The organism is Pseudobdellovibrio sp. HCB154 (assembly GCF_046267985.1).
In the GTDB taxonomy this organism is placed as follows: domain Bacteria; phylum Bdellovibrionota; class Bdellovibrionia; order Bdellovibrionales; family Bdellovibrionaceae; genus Pseudobdellovibrio.
On the sequence record NZ_CP176530.1, the window covers coordinates 208,956 to 226,012 of the forward strand.

The 17,057-nt window shown below is 39.7% G+C and carries 20 protein-coding genes; 11 read left to right on the forward strand and 9 right to left on the reverse strand.

All coding sequences use genetic code 11. The features are described from left to right. Positions 1-113 precede the first annotated feature (113 nt). Positions 114-689, forward strand: coding sequence for a YdeI/OmpD-associated family protein (locus ACKWCF_RS01105; RefSeq protein WP_409478844.1), 576 nt, complete (start codon positions 114-116; stop codon positions 687-689). Here ACKWCF_RS01105 and ACKWCF_RS01110 read toward each other — a convergent pair. Then, complete coding sequence (locus tag ACKWCF_RS01110; RefSeq protein ID WP_409478845.1) at positions 686-1,834, reverse strand: patatin-like phospholipase family protein; 1,149 nt, start codon at positions 1,832-1,834, stop codon at positions 686-688. The genes ACKWCF_RS01105 and ACKWCF_RS01110 overlap by 4 nt on opposite strands. Positions 1,835-1,881: 47 nt before the next feature. After that, on the reverse strand, positions 1,882-2,295 hold the full coding sequence (locus tag ACKWCF_RS01115) for a group III truncated hemoglobin (RefSeq protein ID WP_409478846.1): 414 nt from the start codon (positions 2,293-2,295) through the stop codon (positions 1,882-1,884). 72 nt (positions 2,296-2,367) lie between these two features. Here ACKWCF_RS01115 and ACKWCF_RS01120 point away from each other — a divergent pair, with 72 nt between their 5' ends. Then, the gene (locus ACKWCF_RS01120; RefSeq protein ID WP_409478847.1) at positions 2,368-3,492 is read left to right on the forward strand and encodes an NnrS family protein; all 1,125 of its coding nucleotides are present in this window, start codon (positions 2,368-2,370) and stop codon (positions 3,490-3,492) included. A gap of 13 nt (positions 3,493-3,505) precedes the next feature. After that, positions 3,506-3,913 carry an RrF2 family transcriptional regulator gene (locus ACKWCF_RS01125; protein ID WP_409478848.1) on the forward strand — a complete coding sequence of 136 codons (408 nt, stop codon included), beginning with the start codon at positions 3,506-3,508 and terminating at the stop codon, positions 3,911-3,913. Between the two features lies 1 nt (position 3,914). Here ACKWCF_RS01125 and rnk read toward each other — a convergent pair whose 3' ends face one another. Then, the gene (gene rnk, locus ACKWCF_RS01130) at positions 3,915-4,289 is read right to left on the reverse strand and encodes a nucleoside diphosphate kinase regulator (RefSeq protein WP_409478849.1); all 375 of its coding nucleotides are present in this window, start codon (positions 4,287-4,289) and stop codon (positions 3,915-3,917) included. Positions 4,290-4,504: 215 nt separating this feature from the next. Further along, positions 4,505-5,581, reverse strand: coding sequence for a metallophosphoesterase (locus ACKWCF_RS01135; RefSeq protein ID WP_409478850.1), 1,077 nt, complete (start codon positions 5,579-5,581; stop codon positions 4,505-4,507). Between the two features lie 135 nt (positions 5,582-5,716). On the opposite strand from ACKWCF_RS01135, the gene ACKWCF_RS01140 reads away from it, so the two are divergent. Then, positions 5,717-6,064 carry a GFA family protein gene (locus tag ACKWCF_RS01140; protein WP_409478851.1) on the forward strand — a complete coding sequence of 116 codons (348 nt, stop codon included), beginning with the start codon at positions 5,717-5,719 and terminating at the stop codon, positions 6,062-6,064. A gap of 82 nt (positions 6,065-6,146) precedes the next feature. On the opposite strand, the gene ACKWCF_RS01145 is transcribed toward ACKWCF_RS01140, so the two are convergent. Further along, entirely contained in the window at positions 6,147-6,479 is a 333-nt protein-coding gene (locus ACKWCF_RS01145; RefSeq protein ID WP_409478852.1) for an HPF/RaiA family ribosome-associated protein, read from the reverse strand. A gap of 243 nt (positions 6,480-6,722) precedes the next feature. Between ACKWCF_RS01145 and ACKWCF_RS01150 the strand changes: the two genes are divergently transcribed. From ACKWCF_RS01150 to ACKWCF_RS01165, 4 genes are all read left to right on the forward strand, one after another. Next, a complete protein-coding gene (locus tag ACKWCF_RS01150) occupies positions 6,723-7,256 on the forward strand; it encodes an SRPBCC domain-containing protein (protein WP_409478853.1) in 534 nt (177 codons plus the stop codon). 75 nt (positions 7,257-7,331) lie between these two features. Beyond that, the gene (locus ACKWCF_RS01155) at positions 7,332-7,712 is read left to right on the forward strand and encodes a DOPA 4,5-dioxygenase family protein (protein WP_409478854.1); all 381 of its coding nucleotides are present in this window, start codon (positions 7,332-7,334) and stop codon (positions 7,710-7,712) included. 18 nt (positions 7,713-7,730) lie between these two features. Continuing rightward, positions 7,731-9,797, forward strand: coding sequence for an ATP-binding protein (locus tag ACKWCF_RS01160; protein WP_409478855.1), 2,067 nt, complete (start codon positions 7,731-7,733; stop codon positions 9,795-9,797). Positions 9,798-9,870: 73 nt separating this feature from the next. Next, complete coding sequence (locus tag ACKWCF_RS01165; RefSeq protein ID WP_409478856.1) at positions 9,871-10,527, forward strand: response regulator; 657 nt, start codon at positions 9,871-9,873, stop codon at positions 10,525-10,527. Here the strand turns inward: ACKWCF_RS01165 and ACKWCF_RS01170 are convergent. Beyond that, entirely contained in the window at positions 10,524-11,408 is an 885-nt protein-coding gene (locus ACKWCF_RS01170) for a LysR family transcriptional regulator (protein ID WP_409478857.1), read from the reverse strand. The genes ACKWCF_RS01165 and ACKWCF_RS01170 overlap by 4 nt on opposite strands. A 106-nt stretch (positions 11,409-11,514) precedes the next feature. On the opposite strand from ACKWCF_RS01170, the gene ACKWCF_RS01175 reads away from it, so the two are divergent. After that, the gene (locus ACKWCF_RS01175; RefSeq protein ID WP_409480239.1) at positions 11,515-12,516 is read left to right on the forward strand and encodes a TerC family protein; all 1,002 of its coding nucleotides are present in this window, start codon (positions 11,515-11,517) and stop codon (positions 12,514-12,516) included. Here ACKWCF_RS01175 and ACKWCF_RS01180 read toward each other — a convergent pair whose 3' ends face one another. From ACKWCF_RS01180 to ACKWCF_RS01190, 3 genes are read right to left on the reverse strand one after another with little or no spacing between them, the layout of a single operon-like run. Continuing rightward, the gene (locus ACKWCF_RS01180) at positions 12,517-13,341 is read right to left on the reverse strand and encodes a DMT family transporter (protein WP_409478858.1); all 825 of its coding nucleotides are present in this window, start codon (positions 13,339-13,341) and stop codon (positions 12,517-12,519) included. A gap of 54 nt (positions 13,342-13,395) precedes the next feature. Continuing rightward, positions 13,396-15,132: a DEAD/DEAH box helicase gene (locus ACKWCF_RS01185; RefSeq protein ID WP_409478859.1), complete on the reverse strand. Its 1,737-nt coding sequence runs from the start codon at positions 15,130-15,132 to the stop codon at positions 13,396-13,398. Continuing rightward, positions 15,133-15,684 (reverse strand): GNAT family N-acetyltransferase, encoded by a 552-nt coding sequence (locus ACKWCF_RS01190; protein WP_409478860.1) that lies wholly within the window; start codon positions 15,682-15,684, stop codon positions 15,133-15,135. Positions 15,685-15,711: 27 nt separating this feature from the next. On the opposite strand from ACKWCF_RS01190, the gene ACKWCF_RS01195 reads away from it, so the two are divergent. Both ACKWCF_RS01195 and ACKWCF_RS01200 read left to right on the forward strand, forming a co-directional pair. Continuing rightward, complete coding sequence (locus ACKWCF_RS01195; RefSeq protein WP_409478861.1) at positions 15,712-15,906, forward strand: hypothetical protein; 195 nt, start codon at positions 15,712-15,714, stop codon at positions 15,904-15,906. A 188-nt stretch (positions 15,907-16,094) separates the two neighbouring features. Next, positions 16,095-17,021: a DUF4382 domain-containing protein gene (locus tag ACKWCF_RS01200; RefSeq protein ID WP_409478862.1), complete on the forward strand. Its 927-nt coding sequence runs from the start codon at positions 16,095-16,097 to the stop codon at positions 17,019-17,021. Positions 17,022-17,057 lie beyond the last annotated feature (36 nt).

The window sequence follows — 17,057 nt, forward strand, 5'->3', positions numbered from 1 at the left end:
AGTATTTGAAATTCCTTGCATCATCGCTGCTGGTTTTTAAGCTGTGCTAAATTTCCAGCAGTAGATGTTGTATTAATTTGAAACGGTATTTGAATTTGAGCATAATAAAGAGCATGAATGCAAAAGTAACACAATTTATTAAAAAATCTAAAAATTGGCCTGACGAGGTCACTGAACTTCGTAAAATCTTACTTACGACAAAGCTTGAAGAAGACATGAAGTGGAATCTTCCGTGTTATACGCATAACGGAAGCAATATTGTTATTATTCAGCCGTTTAAAGCTTATTTAGGATTAATGTTTTTTAAAGGCACGCTACTTAAAGATGCCAAAAAAGTTTTAATCAGCAATGGCCCCAATTCTCAGTACACGAAAAGAATTGAATTTAACTCGGTTGCTGAAATCAAAAAATTAGCGCCAACTATCAAAGCTTACGTTAAAGAAGCTATTAAGGTTGAAGCCTCAGGTGAAAAAACTGAAATTGAACAGAAAGCTATTCCGGTTCCTGCAGAACTTAAAAAAATATTTGCAGCTAATCCAAAGTTAAAAAAAGCCTTCAGTGCTTTAACTCCGGGGCGTCAGCGCGCTTATCTATTTTTCTTTACTGCGGCAAAACAATCGGCAACGCGCGTAAGCCGTATTGAAAAATTCGTTCCGAAAATTCTTCAAGGCAAAGGAATGCTCGATTAGATTTCAAAAAATTCTAAGATTTCTGATTTACGCTCGAGAGTGTCTTCGTAGCCGCTTTGAATCAGTGTGCCTAAATACTTTGGCTCAAAAGCCAAATAACTTAAAAGATCAGAACCTTTGCTTTCTGATACGCCGATCCCTCGAAGCAGATATGAAAATGTTGTAGGCATGCGTGCAAGTTCTCCAGCTGGTGCGCGTGCGAGTTCATTCTGCGGGGCTAGACTTAAAATAGGAACTTCTCTTAACCCATCAGGCTGGGTGGCCTTAGCTTCTGCGGTCATGGCCGCAATGCCACGATTAATTCTGGCAATACGTTCAAGATCGCCATCTAAAGAATCTAAAAAAAGGCCACTAAGAATGGTTCCGACGATTTCTCCAAGCGTAATGCCATCACCTGTAGTGCGTGGGGGTTGTTCGATAAAGCTTGGTCTGCGATTACCGATCACAAGTAATTTTTCTGCTCCTAAATGAATAGCCGAACTTAAAGGGCTATTTAAACGAACGACGCCGTCACCAAAATAAGATGTGCCGATACGAACTGGTGGAAAAAAAATAGGTATAGCTGATGAAGCTAATACATGTTCAGCAGAAATAACGGTGCGAAAACTTTTTCGATTGAGTTTGGTCCAATCTTGAATATCTGTGTGGCCGTTGTAAAAAGCGACAGACTGTCCACTGCGATAGTCAGTGGCATTCACTGAAATGGCGTGAAAAAGATCGTTCTGAATATTTTCGTTTAATGCATTAAAATTGATTTTATTTTTAATAAATTCAGCCAACGGGGCTGTATCAAGTAAGTAAGTAATTTGGTTTTTGCCACTTTTAAGGCCGCCTGCGCTACGATCGAAAATCCAGCGGTAGGCAATTCTTCCCAGAGAAACGGGGCCCACTTTAAAAATATGATCGGCAGTTAAAGACGACCATGTGTCCACCATGTTTTTAGTCACTGAATCGAAATTTTCACTTTGACTGGCTAACCAAACACCATTGAGAGCACCTGCAGAAAAACCAGAAATAATTGCGAACGGATTTTTTTCAAAACCCGTAATCTCAGAAATCGCACGCAGCACGCCGACTTGATAAGCCGCTCGTGCTCCGCCGCCGGTAAGTACTAATGCCAGTTTTTTCTTATTCGCAGATCCCACAATTTGTGTGAAGCAACAGACGTACCAGCACGCGGCAAGTCAGTTATTTACTGTGACGTGCCTTCGTGGTGCTTACGAAACATTTCGTTTCGTAGCGACAAGCCTTGACCCATTTGTTCGGATAATTCTTTCCACAAAGCATACTGCTCGTTGTTTAAATGCTGTTGCAAAGTAGCATGAAACAACTGAAGCCAGCGTGTAAGAAGTTCGGCATTAAAACCGGCGAAGTAATGTTTTGGTACAGGATTGTAATCGCTAAACATATACGGTTTTCCACCGAAGCGAATCCACCAGAAATGACTTAGCTTTTTAATATGTTCAGGCCAGTCATGCACCGATTGAAACGGCACCGATAAAACCGGATCGAGTTGAATGCGGCCATAAAAATCATCAACCACTGTCGTGATGTCTTTAAGCGTGAAAGGAATGCCGTTAGGTTTAACTGTACTGTCTTCTTTCATTGTAAGTTATCCTTAAATATTGTATTTAATATACAACATTTAAATAAACACCGTCAATCTCTTGGAGGCGGCATGAAAAAACTAGCACCTTATCAAATATTTTTTCCCTTAGGCGTATTTAATGCCTTTTTGGCCATCGGCGTGTGGTTTGTTCAAGAGCTGGGGTGGTTTCAAACGCCGGCCATGTTAATTCACGCCAAGCTAATAGCCGGTGGGTTTTTATGGTGCTTTATAGTTGGTTTTCTGATGACAGCGATTCCAAAAATGACGGCCACTGCTAGCGCAAACAAATTAGAATATTTCCTTTCTCTTTTATTGATGTTTCTGCTCATGGTTTTTTCTTGGAACTTGGATTCAAGACCTTTTTATTTAACACACATTATGCTCGTTATTTTTATGATTGGATTTGGTCTGCGCAGATTGATTCAGTCTAATAAAGCTTTTCCTATTTTTTTCTCACATATTGGCTTAGGCATGTTATTAGCTTTGGTCGGCAGTGTATTTTACTTTCAAGGTCAGTCGTTTATGGGCATTCACTTATTTCACGTGGGAGCTGTTTTACTTTTAGTCTTGGGTATAGGTACACGCTTTTTTTCTTTTTTATCAGGATTACCTTCGATATTTGAAAACACTGAAGCGCAAACTGCGCGCGTATCGTTTCACAGTTGCGGCTTACTCATGGCATTTTTGTTATACTGTGCTGGGCGCGGTTTTACGTGGGCTTACTTAGGATTAACGATTGTAAGCCTTGTTTACCTATTTGCGATTTGGAAAGTGCAACGTAAATCAGAGCGTGCATCAGCCTTAAAGTATGGGGTGCGCATTGTCGCACTGATGATTCCATTAAGCTTTTTTCTTTCTTGGTTGAAGCCTGCGATGTATGTCACTTGGCTACATTTATTGTTTATCGGTTGTTTTGCTCTGATCACATTTGCTGTAGCTACACGGGTGGTTTTGGCTCATGGCTCTTATTCTACAGATTTAGAAATGAAGTCTAAAACTTTATGGTGGGTCGTAGGACTTTTAGTTTTAGGTGTGCTATCTAGAGTGGGGTACGGATTTACAACAGATCCTTGGTTTAGAAAATTCTGGTTGCATTTAGCCGCGACTTTTTGGGTTTTCGCGGTGGGCGCATGGTGCTATTCTTATTTAAAAAAGATATTTGTTCCTGGTCAGCTATCAAAGCCCTCATGTTAAGGAGTTAAAGCTTATGCGTTTAACAGATCATACCGATTATTCATTACGAGTTTTAATGTATTTAAATCAAGAAAAACGCTTAATTACTTTAAACGAGCTAGCGGAAAAATTGGATATTTCTAAAAATAACCTGATCAAAGTTTCTAACCAGTTGGCCAAATTTGGTTTTATCGAAACGACTAAGGGAAGAACAGGCGGCTTGCTTATTAAAGAGGGAACAAGCCGCAAGACTATTGCCGATATCATTAAGCAGACAGAAGAAAGCTTTTATATGGCCGAATGTTTTTCTGAAAAGCGTTGCGAATGCACGTTTTTAAAAAACTGCCAGCTTAAAGTAACTTTAAAAAGTGCTCTTCGCGCTTTTATGGATTCGTTGGCAAAAACTACGATCGATGACGTGACTCCCAAAAAGCGCGCGTAAGTTATTTAGTGACTGAGGTCACTTTGAGTTGCTTCATCTTTCCGTTGGGAAACGGCCAGTTGATGGTTTGTCCGACGCGTAGGCCAATAAGAGCTGAGCCTACGGGTGTAAGAATTGAAATTTTATTTTCAGCAATATTCGTATCTTGCGGAAAAACCAATTGTACGATTGATTCTTTGTTAGTTTCTAAATCTAAAAATTTCACTGTTGAATCCATCGAGACAACATCGGTTGGTAAATCTTCATCTGACACGATAGTCGCGCGCTCAAGCTCTTCTTCTAAAAGGGCAGCGATATCTTCGCGAGCGATAGGTAAGATAGATGCGATTTTTTCGCGGTTAGTTTGTGTAATAATAGGTTTTTCGTTGTTTAACATATAAACTCCGTTAGTTAATTTTTAATTTGTGTTTAAGTGGCTTGGTGTTGTGTATAGGCGGTTAAAGAGGGCGTGAGAGAAAAAAGAAAAAGTCTTAACCGCCGAAAGAAATAAATTTAAGCCCCACGCCACATTCAGGCGCAAGGTTAAGAAGCGTTAGAATGGAAAAACGGCATTGCAGTTCCATAGGGTAAGTGTAACAGAATATCGCGATTTTAGATATATTCAAAAACCACAATTTCACAACGCGTAAACCAACGCATCGGCGGGCCCCAATAGCCTGTGCCTTGGTGAGCAAAAACACGAATACCGTTAATCGTTTTAAATCCTGAAACAACAGGGTTTGCTAAACGGGCAAATAATCCAAACGGAAAAATTTGTCCGCCGTGAGTGTGGCCAGATAAAAGTAGGTCACATTTTTCATTTTTTAAATCAAAAACACTACCGGGCTGATGAGCTAATAAAACTTTATAATCAACAGGCACGGCAGTTTGCAAAGCCACATCAGGGTTGGACTGCAAATCTCTATTAAAGCCACGTACACTGCGGTCAGGAACACCGGCGATAAGTATTTTTTTATCTTGGCGATGAATGATCTGATGTGAGTTGTGGAGCGCATGAAAGCCTAAATCACGTAACCGGCTTTCCCAATCGCCGCCACGGATGTATTCGTGATTTCCGGTAACGTAAAACTTCGGAACTGTAATTTGCGCTAACGGATCTAACAGCGCAGCGGTTTCTTCATAAGGTGCATCGACCAGATCTCCGGTGACAACAACAAGATCCGGATTGGCCGCTAAAATGCGGTCGACAACTTTTTGTAACCACGGTTGGCGCAGCATCGGCATACCAACGTGTAAATCAGAAATATGAATTTTTCGTAAGCCGCGTAAAAATTCTGGCCCTGGCACTTTGTGGGTAATAACTTTTGGACCAAAAATATTAATTCTTAAGGCCCAAAGTGAAATAATCAACGTTGCATAAAGCATCCATGAAGAGTGTACGGGCACAGAAAATAAAGAAAACACTAACTGAATTAAGGCAAAGAAAAAGGCGATCGTAAAAACACCCATCCAGATATACCCAGCTTGAGTTAAAAACCGCAAGCGCTCCCGATACGAAGACATGCTGATCATCAGCGATCCAGGCATGAACACAACGCCTACAGTAAGTAAAGCCGCAAGCCAAGTTGGTGCCACAGTAAAACTTTGTGCAGCCATGCTGTAAATAAACCAGTGAAGTAAACCAATAAAAAATGTGATGATCGTTAAGGGTAAAGCTATTCGGCGCATGTAGAACCTCGGAATTTATTTAGGCTATCACTCTGAAAATTTTTTACCAGTAATTCCCTGAGTCTTTTTTCTTTACTGGACTTGTTGATCAATAAGTTTCTCTTTAGCCTAAGATTGTAAACAAAAGGAAGTCTTATGAAATACACGGGCGGTTGCCACTGCGGTAAAGTGAAATACGAAGTTGAAATGAACATTGATAAGCCGTTATCCTGTAATTGTTCGATTTGTCAGATGAAAGGCACACTTCTTTCATTTGTTCCAGCTAATGAATTTAAGCTTTTAAAAGGCCAAGATTCCTTAACCGACTATCAATTTAATAAAAAACAAATTCATCACCTGTTTTGCTCGACGTGTGGGGTAGCATCTTTTGCAATTGGTACAGCTCCGAATGGTCAAGAAATGCGTGCGATAAACATTCGTTGTTTAGATGGTATTGATTTAGACAAATTTGAAGTCATGAAATACGACGGTCGTTCAATTTAATTTTTAATAATTTTATTAAAAGAAAGCTCCGCACAGAAATCATATGAAAATATGGTTTCTGGCGGAGCGAAAAAACTACAAGCTAAGCTATTCCAAAAAATTCGTCATTAAGATCTCTAATGCGTTCTTTTCTGTGCATTTTTTCTTTCCATTTATCCATCTGTTTTTGTAATTGATGATTAATTTTGTGAGTGACCTCTTTTAATTTTGTACCACTGGCCACAGCAAAAAATTTACCAGCTGGGGACAAAATCGTAACAATAGCTTTAAAAGTTTTGCTGTTACGAGTGAATGTCGCTTCCATGTGGGCTCCATAAGGAGCTTCATGTTGTAAGATTGTCATTTTGTCTTCTAAATAAGAACGAGTAAAGTCTGAAGGATGAAATCCTTGAAATTTCAGCATCATGTTTTCCATAAAATAATATCCCTAATCATGCACACATAAGCATGAGTAATGTTAATTGATCGCGAAAAAACAAAAATTGAATTTTATGGTGGTGAAGAGTCTAAAAAAACCTTATGACAGACGGGGCTATTTACAGTTTTCATAAACAGTCCTCCCTTCTGATTTAAAGGTGGGTTCGTAAGATTTTTTGTCAAGGTCACGAGCATATTCTTTGCAAAATATTATTTCTCTTAAATAACGAAAGGATTAATCATGGAACAAACATCTTCACAACAAACATCAGGGACAAACTTGTCCTTTAATGTAGAAAAATACCCACTTGTTGATATCACACGTAAATTTAACGCGCCCGTTGAGCGGGTGTGGCAAGCCTGGACTACGCCACAAATGATGAAAGAGTGGTGGGGGCCAGAAAATTACTCTTGTCCAGAAGCTAAAATGGATGTGCGTAAGGGCGGACAAGCCATTCTTGCGATGAAAGGGCCAGATGGAAAAATACAATACAGTTCTGGAACTTACGAAGAAGTTATCCCACAAAAAAAATTCGTGATCACCGATCAGTTTTCAGATGAAAATGGAAAGTTCATGTCGCCCAAAGAGGCGGGTATGCCTGGAGAAGACTGGCCAGATACAATGCGCTATACGGTTGAGTTTAAAAAAATCGGTGATAATGAATCTGAAATTCATATCGTGCATGAAGGTATTCCTAAATCAATGCACGATGATTGTGTTGCTGGTTGGTCAAGTTCGATTGATAAGTTACAAAACTTGGTCGAACAGCATTAAACATTTAAAGCTCGTTAGTCTAAAACTAACGAGCTGTTATAGCCAAATCGTTTTTTTTCTTTTATTCTGTTCTTTATGAGTCTACGTTCTTACCGCTACAATTCTGAATGGATGCCTGACGATTTTCCGCATGATTACGATGCACATATTTATTTTTCCCTAGATCAGCTCGCTTTTGTTCAAGCGCTGCGAAAAAAAATCTGCCATCACTTTAAAACAGATCAAATCTTTGTGGGTGATATTATTCCAGAGTCTATTGGCCCACACACCTTACCCATGCTTGAAGTTAATTTTTCTAAATCACTTTATGCAGAAATGATTGCTTGGCTAGCGACTGAACGTGGTCTGTTAAATATTCTTGTGCACCCGCAGAGTGGTGATGACTATTTTGACCATACGCAAGGTGCGCAGTGGTTGGGTCATCCTGTAAATTTAAAGTTAGAAGTGTTTAGATAGTTGCCGAGGTCAAGTTTAGTGAAGAATAATGCTCAATTTTTTTCAACACCGTATGTGCGCTTAGCCATAGTTCTTTTAGTTGGAACAATCCTTACATTGGCAACGATTTATCTGGCTTGTTTAGAAAGTAATTTTTCTGTGACTCTGCAGCCGGGAATGTTAATTAAATCCTCTTACGGAGAATTTACCGTCGAAGAAATCGACTTGGCACCTGAGCCCGGCGATATCCCGAAGCAGTTTGATTACGAACACTTTCTTTTTAGGCAAGATGAGTTAGCAAAAATTCTAAAAGCCGACACGATCACCGTAACTTATAAAGAAACAGTATCAGAGCACAAAGCTTCTGTAAGAACCGTTGAAGATTTACCTGCACTTTTTTGGACACAAATTATTGTGGCTTTAGGTGGAATTTTTATTTCTGGTTGGATTTGGGCGCTAAAATCGAAAAGTTTACCGACGCTTTTGTTCTTTTTAAGTGGTTTTGGTATGGGTTTGTCGGCAATGAGTTCAGCGGTTTACACGACGCGATTGATGGCCCTACCGATTGAATTTTTTAAGCCACTTAGTTTGACCAATGCCTGGAGCGCTTTAGGTTTTGGTGTGCCGATGATTGCCTTGTTTTTAATTTACCCGCGTGAAATTCGCCGCTGGAAAGAACTTATTATTTTTGAATTTTTATTTTTCTTTACATGGGGATTGGCCTGCACAAACCAGTGGTGGGGCTTTAAGGTTGCTGATGTCAGTGTGATTATACTTGTCATGATGATTATGATTTGTATGACGATTGCAGTTCAGTTTGTTGTAACAAAAAATGATCCAAAATCACGGGCCATTTTACTATGGCTTGGCCTTTCAGTGATCACCGGTGCGGGATTGTTCGTAGTGTTTAATACACTTCCGGTATTGTTAGGTCTAAAACCTTTAGAGCAAGGTTACGCGTTTTTATCATTTTTGATCATCTATGTGGGAATCGCCTTTGGCTTAAAACAGTATCGTTTATTTGAAGTCGGTGATTGGGCTTATCGCTTTTTATTCTATACTTCGGGCACTTTAATTTTCGTGGCGTTCGATGCTGTTTTGGTCTTTATTATCGGAATAAATCGTGTACCTGCACTTGGATTAGCTCTTGTGGCTGTGAGCTTTACCTATTTACCGCTGCGTGATTATTTCTGGAGATCGTTTAACCATCGCAAAGAATTATTACCGCACGAACTTTTGCGAGAAGCTTTATCAGTGACCTTAGCACCATCCTCCGCTGTACGGTTACAGCGTTGGGAAGGCTTAGTTAAAAAACTTTTTGACCCTCTTGAGATGAAATACTGTGAACCTATTTCTAAAACAGTGGTTCTTGCTCCGGATGGCGTGGCTTTAACTTTTCCAGCGATCTCAGATATTCCTGCTTTACGTATTGCTTACCCGTGGTCGGGCCGTTCACTTTTTAGTTTACGCACCGTCGATGTTGCCAAACAGATTGTGCAATTTATTGAAGAAGCTGAATCAAGCCGCCAAGCTTACGATCGTGGTGTTGTTGAAGAACGTTTACGTATCGCTCAAGATCTGCATGACGATGTCAGTGCCCGTCTATTAACAGGCCTTCACGGTGAAAATTCTGATTTACGCTCAGCAATTCAAGGAGCCATGACCGATATTCGTTCTATTGTGAAAGGCATTGCCGCAGAAAAAGTTTTTTTAAATGATTTATTGGCTGATTTACGTTCGGAAAGTCACAGACGTTTGCAAGCAGTGGGCATGGATTTAGTTTGGTCGCTGCCAGAAAAAAATACTTATGAATTTGCGATAGATTACCACTTGCAGAAAACGCTTGGCTCAGTGATTAGAGAAATTGTCAGCAATTGTATTAAACATTCGAATGCGAAAAAACTTGAAGTGAACATCAATGTCACGACTGAAAAAATTTACATAACCGCTACAGATAACGGACAAGGTTTTTCAGAAAAAGTTTTTCAAGGTCATACGGGATTCGGATTAAAGAGTTTGAATAAAAGAGTGACTGATCTCGGTGGAACATTTGAAATTAAAAACACTCCGCACGCCAGTGTGATTATTGTTCTACCACTTTTGTAAAGAAATACCCCTAAATGCGGGGGTAAATTTTCATCGCTGTACTTTTTCGATATAGTTTGTTGAAATTATATTTATGACCGGAAAAACATGTCTCATCGTCGAAGATCAACTTGAAACTGGAAGCTTCTTAACAAAAATTGTTAAGGTGGCATTTCCCAACGTTGCGACTGTGTTAGCTCAAGATTTAAAATCAGCGATTGCAATTATTAATGACCCTTTGCGATTTAAAGATGCGCCATTAGGGTTGTGTATTGTTGATCTGGGATTACCTGATGGATCAGGCATTGATGTTATTCGTGAATTAAAAGAAAAAAATCCAGATGTACCTTCGGTCGTTGCGACAATCTATGATGACGATGCTTTTTTATTTAAAGCGCTTGCCGCCGGAGCTTTTGGTTATTTACTCAAAGCTGATGATGAATCAAGTTTAGTAAATACCTTAAAGCTGATTGAAAACAACAATCCACCGTTATCACCGTCAATTGCTCGACGTTTATTGCAAGAGTTTCGTGATGACGATAAACCCAATAAACCAGATGTTAATCTAAGCCCGCGCGAGCGTGAAACTTTGGTACTTATCGGGCGTGGGTTAACCGTGAACGAAGTGGCTGCCGAAATGAAATTAAGTGCGCAAACAGTGGCTGGTTACGTCAAAATTATTTATCAAAAATTGCACGTATCTAACCGGGTAGAGCTTATTCGCGAAGCCACTCGCCGCGGCCTAGTTTAAATTACAAACGAGTCTTTAAGTTTAGCAACAATCGCATTTTCGATTTTTCTTTGGGCTGTAACTAAGAATAGCTCTTCATGCACGCCTGTAAGTTGACCGATTTCGACAAGTTCACCTTGAATTAGCTGTTCTTTCACAGAATGTGTGGCTGTAGGAATTAGTCCGATTTCATGGGTAGCCATTAATTTTTTAACCGAGATATCTTGGGTTTCTACGACGATATTCATTTCAATTTGGTTAAGCTTGGCCCAGTGATCTAAATCTTGCCTAAGTTTACTGTCATAAGTTGGAAGAATCATCGGAGCGCCTGAAATAGATTTCGGAAAATCTTTTTTAAGGTGTTTAAATTTCGGGGCTGCATAGAATGCCACATTCTTTTTAGCAATTGATCTTGGATAAAGACCTTTACCGCTGACACCATTTGGTAAAAAGTTTGTAACAATTAAATCCATACGGTGGGCGGTGAGTTCGCGGTGAAGTTCGTCGAATTTTCCTTCAGATAGAGTGATCTGGCAGGGTGAAATCTTTAAAGCTTGTTTTGCCAGCTGCAGAACGATTTGTTTCGGTACGCTATCTAAGGCACCTAGATGAAGCGTTGGCTTTAGGGGTTTAAAGCGGTCATGCAAAACTTCATACATTTCTGAACCAAGACGAAAAATATTTTTAGAATAATCTAAAGCCACTTTTCCGTATTCGGTTAAAGCTAACTTTTTATGCTGACGTTCAAAAAGCTGAACGCCTAAAGAATCTTCAAACTGTTTTAATTGCGCTGAAAGGGTGGGCTGACCAATGCGTAGTTTTTCTGCGGCTTTAGAAACCGTACCTTCTTCAGCGATCACCTTAAAGTAAAACAAATGGTGGTAGTTGATCCATGGGGTCATTTAAGTTTGATATCGCAAAAAGCGATACTAAACAAGGTTTTTATCTATTTGAGTGATATAGAGCTTTAGACGATATTCTTTCAGATTCACGAAGGAGAATACAGTGATTCTATTTCCGTTTAATGAGTATTGGTGGTTTTACGCAGGTTTTACGTTGTTTGTTTTAGCTATGCTGGCGTTAGATTTAGGCGTATTTCATAAAAAATCTCATGTTGTAAGCTTCAAAGAATCAGCCGCGTGGACAACCGTGTGGATAAGCTTAGCTTTATTATTTAATGTCGGCTTTTATTTCTACACCAAACATCTTTTCTCAACCGATGAGCGCTTTCTTTCGCTTCCAGGATTTGATGCTGCCGAACAAGCAAAAACTTCAGCTTTAGAATTCTTAACCGGCTTTGTGATCGAAAAATCTTTAGCAATTGATAACATTTTTGTTTTTGCCGTGGTGTTTGCGTATTTCGGTATTCCAAAACTTTATCAGCATCGTGTTTTATTCTGGGGTATTTTAGGCGCCTTAGTTTTCCGTGCTTTATTTATCGCGATGGGTTCAGTGCTTATGCAATACCACTGGATGCTTTACTTCTTCGGCGGTTTATTAATTATTACTGGTATTAAAATGTTTTTCGCAGGTACAGATGAGCAAGATTTGGAGAATAATTTTATTATTCGCCAGTTGAAGAGAATTTTTCGTGTCCACCCGAAGATTGAGGGACCGAAATTTTTCATTAACAAAGAAGGTCTTACGTACGTTACCCCTCTCTTCTTGGCCCTAATCTTCCTTGAAATGAGTGACATTATCTTTGCGATAGATTCTGTGCCTGCGATCTTTGCTTTAACGAAAGAGCCGTTAATCGTATTTACGTCGAATATCTTTGCGATTATGGGTCTGCGTTCGATGTACTTTATGTTATCAGGCGTGATGGATAAGTTCTGTTACATCAAGTATGGCCTGGCTTCGGTACTGATTTTCGTGGGTCTTAAGATGACGTGGCTAAATAATGTGTTCGGTGGAAAATTCCCGATCACTTGGTCTTTAGGAATTATCGCAGGTTTAATCGGTGCTTCGATTGTTGGATCGTTGTGGTTTGGACCGAAAAAAGAAACTTAATTAGTGAGCTAAAAGAGCCAGTGCGACTCCTGCTAAAGTAAGTAATGCTGAAATAGCTAAACGTGCAGAGACCGGCTCTTGTAATAAAATCGCACCACCTGTCGCTGCAATTATTGGAACTAAGAGTTGTAAGAGTGAAGCGGTGATGGTGCGAAGTTTTGGTAGTACATGATACCACATTGAATAGCCTACCCCTGAAGCGATAGCTCCGGATAAAATCGCTAACATTAAACCTTGTGAAGTGACTTCAAAAAAATGCTGGCGAAGTAAAACAGCTGCAAAGCAAATGATGCTCGCTTTGACAAAGTGGTTTGCTGTCTCTAATGTCGGTGAAGTTGATTTTTTACCTAAAATTGAATAACAACCCCAACCAAATCCCGCAGCGGCCATGAGAAGTGCGTAAAATAAATTCGGGGTTTCAACTCCGGGCCAGACCAGATAGCCGATACCTGAAATAGCTAGTAAAGTGCCGACAATTTTTTGCAATCCAAATTTTTCACCCGTTTGAAGGCTGCGGCCTAACATCGTTAGTTGAACACATCCGAATAAAATAAGTGCACCAACACCAGTAGTTAAGTTCACGTACGCCACAGTAAAACAGATAAGGTAAAGAGATAATGCAAGGGCATTCGGTATATGCGTTTTGCTAAAAGAAAATTTTCGCTCGCGAATTAGAATTAAAAGAATAAGAAAAATAGCCGCACTGACTGCGCGGATCAGGGCAAATTGCAACGGATCAACACCACCATTTGATAAAGCAATACGGCTTAGGATTGAGTTTAAAGCAAAACAGCAAAGCGTTAAAAACGTCAGTAATGCAACCATCTAACTTGAATGTTAGTGCAAGGGTGATACCACGGCAATGGTTTGACTAAAGAGTTATAACTCTTCAGCAAAGATTTTTTCAGTGATCTTCCAGTATTTATCTTGTTTTCTGGCAATTACGAAAGACGGCTTACGAAATAAAACCTGATACTTCACCGCTTGGCTGGGGTGATCAAGTTCAACGGCAAGCTCGGGTTTACGTAAGTGTGAACGTAAGAAATTAATATTAAATTTCTTAATCGCTGTTGGGTTATTAAAGAAATGCGCTTCGCTAATGTATTGGCCATCTAGATCATAGTAACGAATTTCTAAATAGGGATTTGAGTTTTTATCTTTACGCTCTTCGTAGGTGATTTTTTCTGGTGTCATCACATGCGCGTTTTTAGATAACCTTGCTTGTTTTAATTTGGCATCGGCATCAATAAGTACGGCTTTACAGTTTTCACAAGCTTTTGCTGTAATATCGTTTTCACAACCACAAGAATGGCAAATCTTAGATCTAAATCGATAACCACACGGAACAATTTGAAAAGTATCAGGGTCTTGCTTAGCACCACGGCATTTGCGTCCGAAATGTTCGTACACTTCGCCATCATCATCGGCATAACCCCAGAAGTCATTCACATGTTCACACACCGGACAAGGCACGCGAACCGGAACCGTATCTTTAGCCGGTCTACGGTCGCTGATTTCAGGAGTAAAGATATCGTGTCCCATTCCCGCATAATCTAGAATGTAACAGTCTTTTTTCTCTGGTGATAAACGAAGCCCACGGCCAACAATTTGTTGGTATAAGGCATTCGATTCCGTCGGACGCATAATTGCGATCACATCCACATGAGGCGCATCGAAACCTGTCGTTAGAACAGAAACATTCACTAAGTACTTAAATTTCTTGTTTTTAAAATCTTCAACAATCTGATCGCGCTCTTTCATATCAGTATCGCCGATAACCATACGAGAGTCATCTTCAGGCAAGTACGACATAATTTCTTCGGCGTGTTTAATCGTGCTTGAGAAAATCATCACACCTTTACGGTTGTAGCGTTCAGTAATGTCGATAATATTTTTAATAATTAAAGGTGTTAGGCGCTTTTGGCTTTTAAGAATTTCTTCAACTTCAGCCATCGTGTAAGAACGATCGCGGTCGGTCAGTTCAGAGAAATCATAACAAGTAACCGGGATATCAACTTTCACAGGGGCTGTTAAGAATTTATTCTTAATCATGTATGACAGTGGTAATTCGTAAACACATTGTTTAAAAAAACGCTGCATTTCAGTTTTTAATTCACCTTGGTGTGAATATTCGTAAATCCAGCCTAAACCCATACGGTAAGGTGTTGCCGTTAAACCAAGAATACAGATCTCAGGATTTTTTTCTTTAAGCTTAGTGATGACGTCTTGGTACTGTGTTGAACCTTCTTCGGCTACGCGATGGCATTCATCGATCACCACTAAAGAGAAGTTTTCAAAAAACGCTTTAGGCGCACGTGCGACGGATTGAACACTTCCGAAAATCGCTTTGGCATCCCAGTCTTTTTTACCAAGACTGGCTGAAAAGATTCCGGCTGATAGGCCGTAGCTTTTATATTTTTCGTAGTTTTGTTCAACCAGCTCTTTAACATGCGCTAAAACTAAAACACGCCCTTTGGCAATACGGGCTAATTCTGCGATCACTAAACTTTTACCGGCTCCTGTTGGTAAAACGATAACAGCAGGCACGCGTTTTTTTTGAAAAAACTTAATCGTGTTATTTACGGCCTGTTGTTGGTAGTCGCGCAGTTTGTACATTTAAAAGGGTTTCTCAATTTTGTAGATGTAAGATTTTTTAGGCGGGCCATAAGAAATAGCTACTTCTTCAATACCAGTGTTAATGGCGCCTAATCTTTCCATCGCTTTTTGCGAACGTTTGTTGTTAAGCCCTACTTGAAATAGGGTTGCTTTCACAAATTGTAAAGCATAGTTCACAACTAATTTTTTTAAATCACGATTGTATGCTCCGCCCCAGTATTTGCGCGCTAAGAAAGTATAACCAATTGTGACCGTCGAATTTTCAGGTAAATAATCATAAAAACGAGTTGAGCCGATAATTTCTGAAGTTTTACGGTCAATAATAACTACGCAACCTTTTGAATTTAATGATTCTTCAAAATGCTTGATGAAGACTTCAGGTTTCCAGCGATCTGCTTGTGGGTGTTGTTCCCAAATTAATGGATCAGACGCAGCACGCAGCAGATTATCGTAATCTTCTGGTTTTAGAGGTCTAACCTCGACGAGCTCGCCTTTAAGTGTGGGCTGAATATTCATGGCTTTCAAATTATTTGAACTTTGCAGGTAATTCAAATACCTTTTTAAGAGCAGGAGCAATACATGGATGAGTCAGATTTTGAAGGCACACTAGTTCTAGAAAAAATGGCCGAAATTAATAAAGTTGACGCTTTTATGGAAGCTATTGATTCTGACGACTTTGGTAAAGCCCAGTCGCTTATGAAAAAGGCGGGCGTAGATCCTAAAACTATTGCTATCGTGTTACGTAAAATGCACGAAGCTACTGGTGAACACTAATCAGTTTAAAGTATCTCAAATTGCGAATTTCACTTAGAACTGTCTAACATTTATCTGTTTTTTTATTCACTAATTTTACGAAGTTTTTCTCATTCTCGAGAATAATCACTTCATTTCAAAAATTCGATTTTTTTTCTAATCGTTGATATTCTTTTATCAACAAGAGCGATCGACAGGAGGTCGGGTTTATGAAAAAGAATAATTTATGGATGATGGCGGTTATTTCAACAGCAGCTGCAGTAGTAGCCTGCTCAAGACAAGGAACAGTAGATACGTCAGGGAACTCTTACTTAAGCAGTTACCCTCAAGAAAAAACGGATAATCTAAGAGTGAGCATGACAGATGCTCCATCGAAAGATTTGAAAAACGTTTTTGTGAACGTGTCGCATGCTGAGCTGTTCGTAAATAACGGCGGAAAAAACAGCCGTATTGTTGTGGCCCAGGGATTAGGGTTAGTAGACTTACTCACATTGCGAAATGGAGTTCTGCTTCCGATGCAAGATTTTAGCTTGCCTGAAGGTGTGCAGGTTACGGGTATTCGTTTAGTCTTAAACGGTGATGATAATCACGCGATTAAGCAAAACGATGAGCGTTGTGAAATGCAAACGCCAAGTGGGCAGCAGTCAGGTATTAAAATTCATTTAAGCGAACCATTTACTATTGAAGAAGGTAAAGATTATTCAATGATTATGGATTTCGATGCTGAAAAATCAGTTGTCGTTAAAGGAACGGGCGAATGTTTATTAAAACCTGTTCTAAAAATGTTAACTGTTACAAGCAAGGATGACGAAGATAATTCTGGCGAAGAAACGACTGAAACGCCAATTACTGATGGAACTGATAGTAACGTGGGCGGCGGCGATTCAAGCTCTGGCGGCGGTGAGGTTGTGACAGATCCATCATCGGGTGGAGAATCATCTTCGGGTACGACAACAGTAGATGAGGGAAGTTCAGCTTCTGGATCTGAGGTAGTAGATGCTACTAGCGATAGTGGAACTGACTCTGGTTCAGAAACTACACCAGATAGTGGAGAACAAACAGGTTTTGAGGAACCAGTAGATCCTTCACAAGAACCACCTTTATACACTGAAGAAGAATTCTTTAATGTTGGATAATTAAATACTAAATTAGAACAAAAGGTCTCTGGGCTT

Bases quoted from the DNA above. Each gene is read 5' to 3' on its own strand.
- ACKWCF_RS01105 (WP_409478844.1), top strand. From the start codon at position 114: ATGAATGCAAAAGTAACACAATTTATTAAAAAATCTAAAAATTGGCCT.
- ACKWCF_RS01115 (WP_409478846.1), bottom strand. From the start codon at position 2,295: ATGAAAGAAGACAGTACAGTTAAACCTAACGGCATTCCTTTCACGCTT.
- ACKWCF_RS01120 (WP_409478847.1), top strand. From the start codon at position 2,368: ATGAAAAAACTAGCACCTTATCAAATATTTTTTCCCTTAGGCGTATTT.
- ACKWCF_RS01125 (WP_409478848.1), top strand. From the start codon at position 3,506: ATGCGTTTAACAGATCATACCGATTATTCATTACGAGTTTTAATGTAT.
- rnk (WP_409478849.1), bottom strand. From the start codon at position 4,289: ATGTTAAACAACGAAAAACCTATTATTACACAAACTAACCGCGAAAAA.
- ACKWCF_RS01135 (WP_409478850.1), bottom strand. From the start codon at position 5,581: ATGCGCCGAATAGCTTTACCCTTAACGATCATCACATTTTTTATTGGT.
- ACKWCF_RS01140 (WP_409478851.1), top strand. From the start codon at position 5,717: ATGAAATACACGGGCGGTTGCCACTGCGGTAAAGTGAAATACGAAGTT.
- ACKWCF_RS01145 (WP_409478852.1), bottom strand. From the start codon at position 6,479: ATGGAAAACATGATGCTGAAATTTCAAGGATTTCATCCTTCAGACTTT.
- ACKWCF_RS01150 (WP_409478853.1), top strand. From the start codon at position 6,723: ATGGAACAAACATCTTCACAACAAACATCAGGGACAAACTTGTCCTTT.
- ACKWCF_RS01155 (WP_409478854.1), top strand. From the start codon at position 7,332: ATGAGTCTACGTTCTTACCGCTACAATTCTGAATGGATGCCTGACGAT.
- ACKWCF_RS01165 (WP_409478856.1), top strand. From the start codon at position 9,871: ATGACCGGAAAAACATGTCTCATCGTCGAAGATCAACTTGAAACTGGA.
- ACKWCF_RS01170 (WP_409478857.1), bottom strand. From the start codon at position 11,408: ATGACCCCATGGATCAACTACCACCATTTGTTTTACTTTAAGGTGATC.
- ACKWCF_RS01180 (WP_409478858.1), bottom strand. From the start codon at position 13,341: ATGGTTGCATTACTGACGTTTTTAACGCTTTGCTGTTTTGCTTTAAAC.
- ACKWCF_RS01185 (WP_409478859.1), bottom strand. From the start codon at position 15,132: ATGTACAAACTGCGCGACTACCAACAACAGGCCGTAAATAACACGATT.
- ACKWCF_RS01195 (WP_409478861.1), top strand. From the start codon at position 15,712: ATGGATGAGTCAGATTTTGAAGGCACACTAGTTCTAGAAAAAATGGCC.
- ACKWCF_RS01200 (WP_409478862.1), top strand. From the start codon at position 16,095: ATGAAAAAGAATAATTTATGGATGATGGCGGTTATTTCAACAGCAGCT.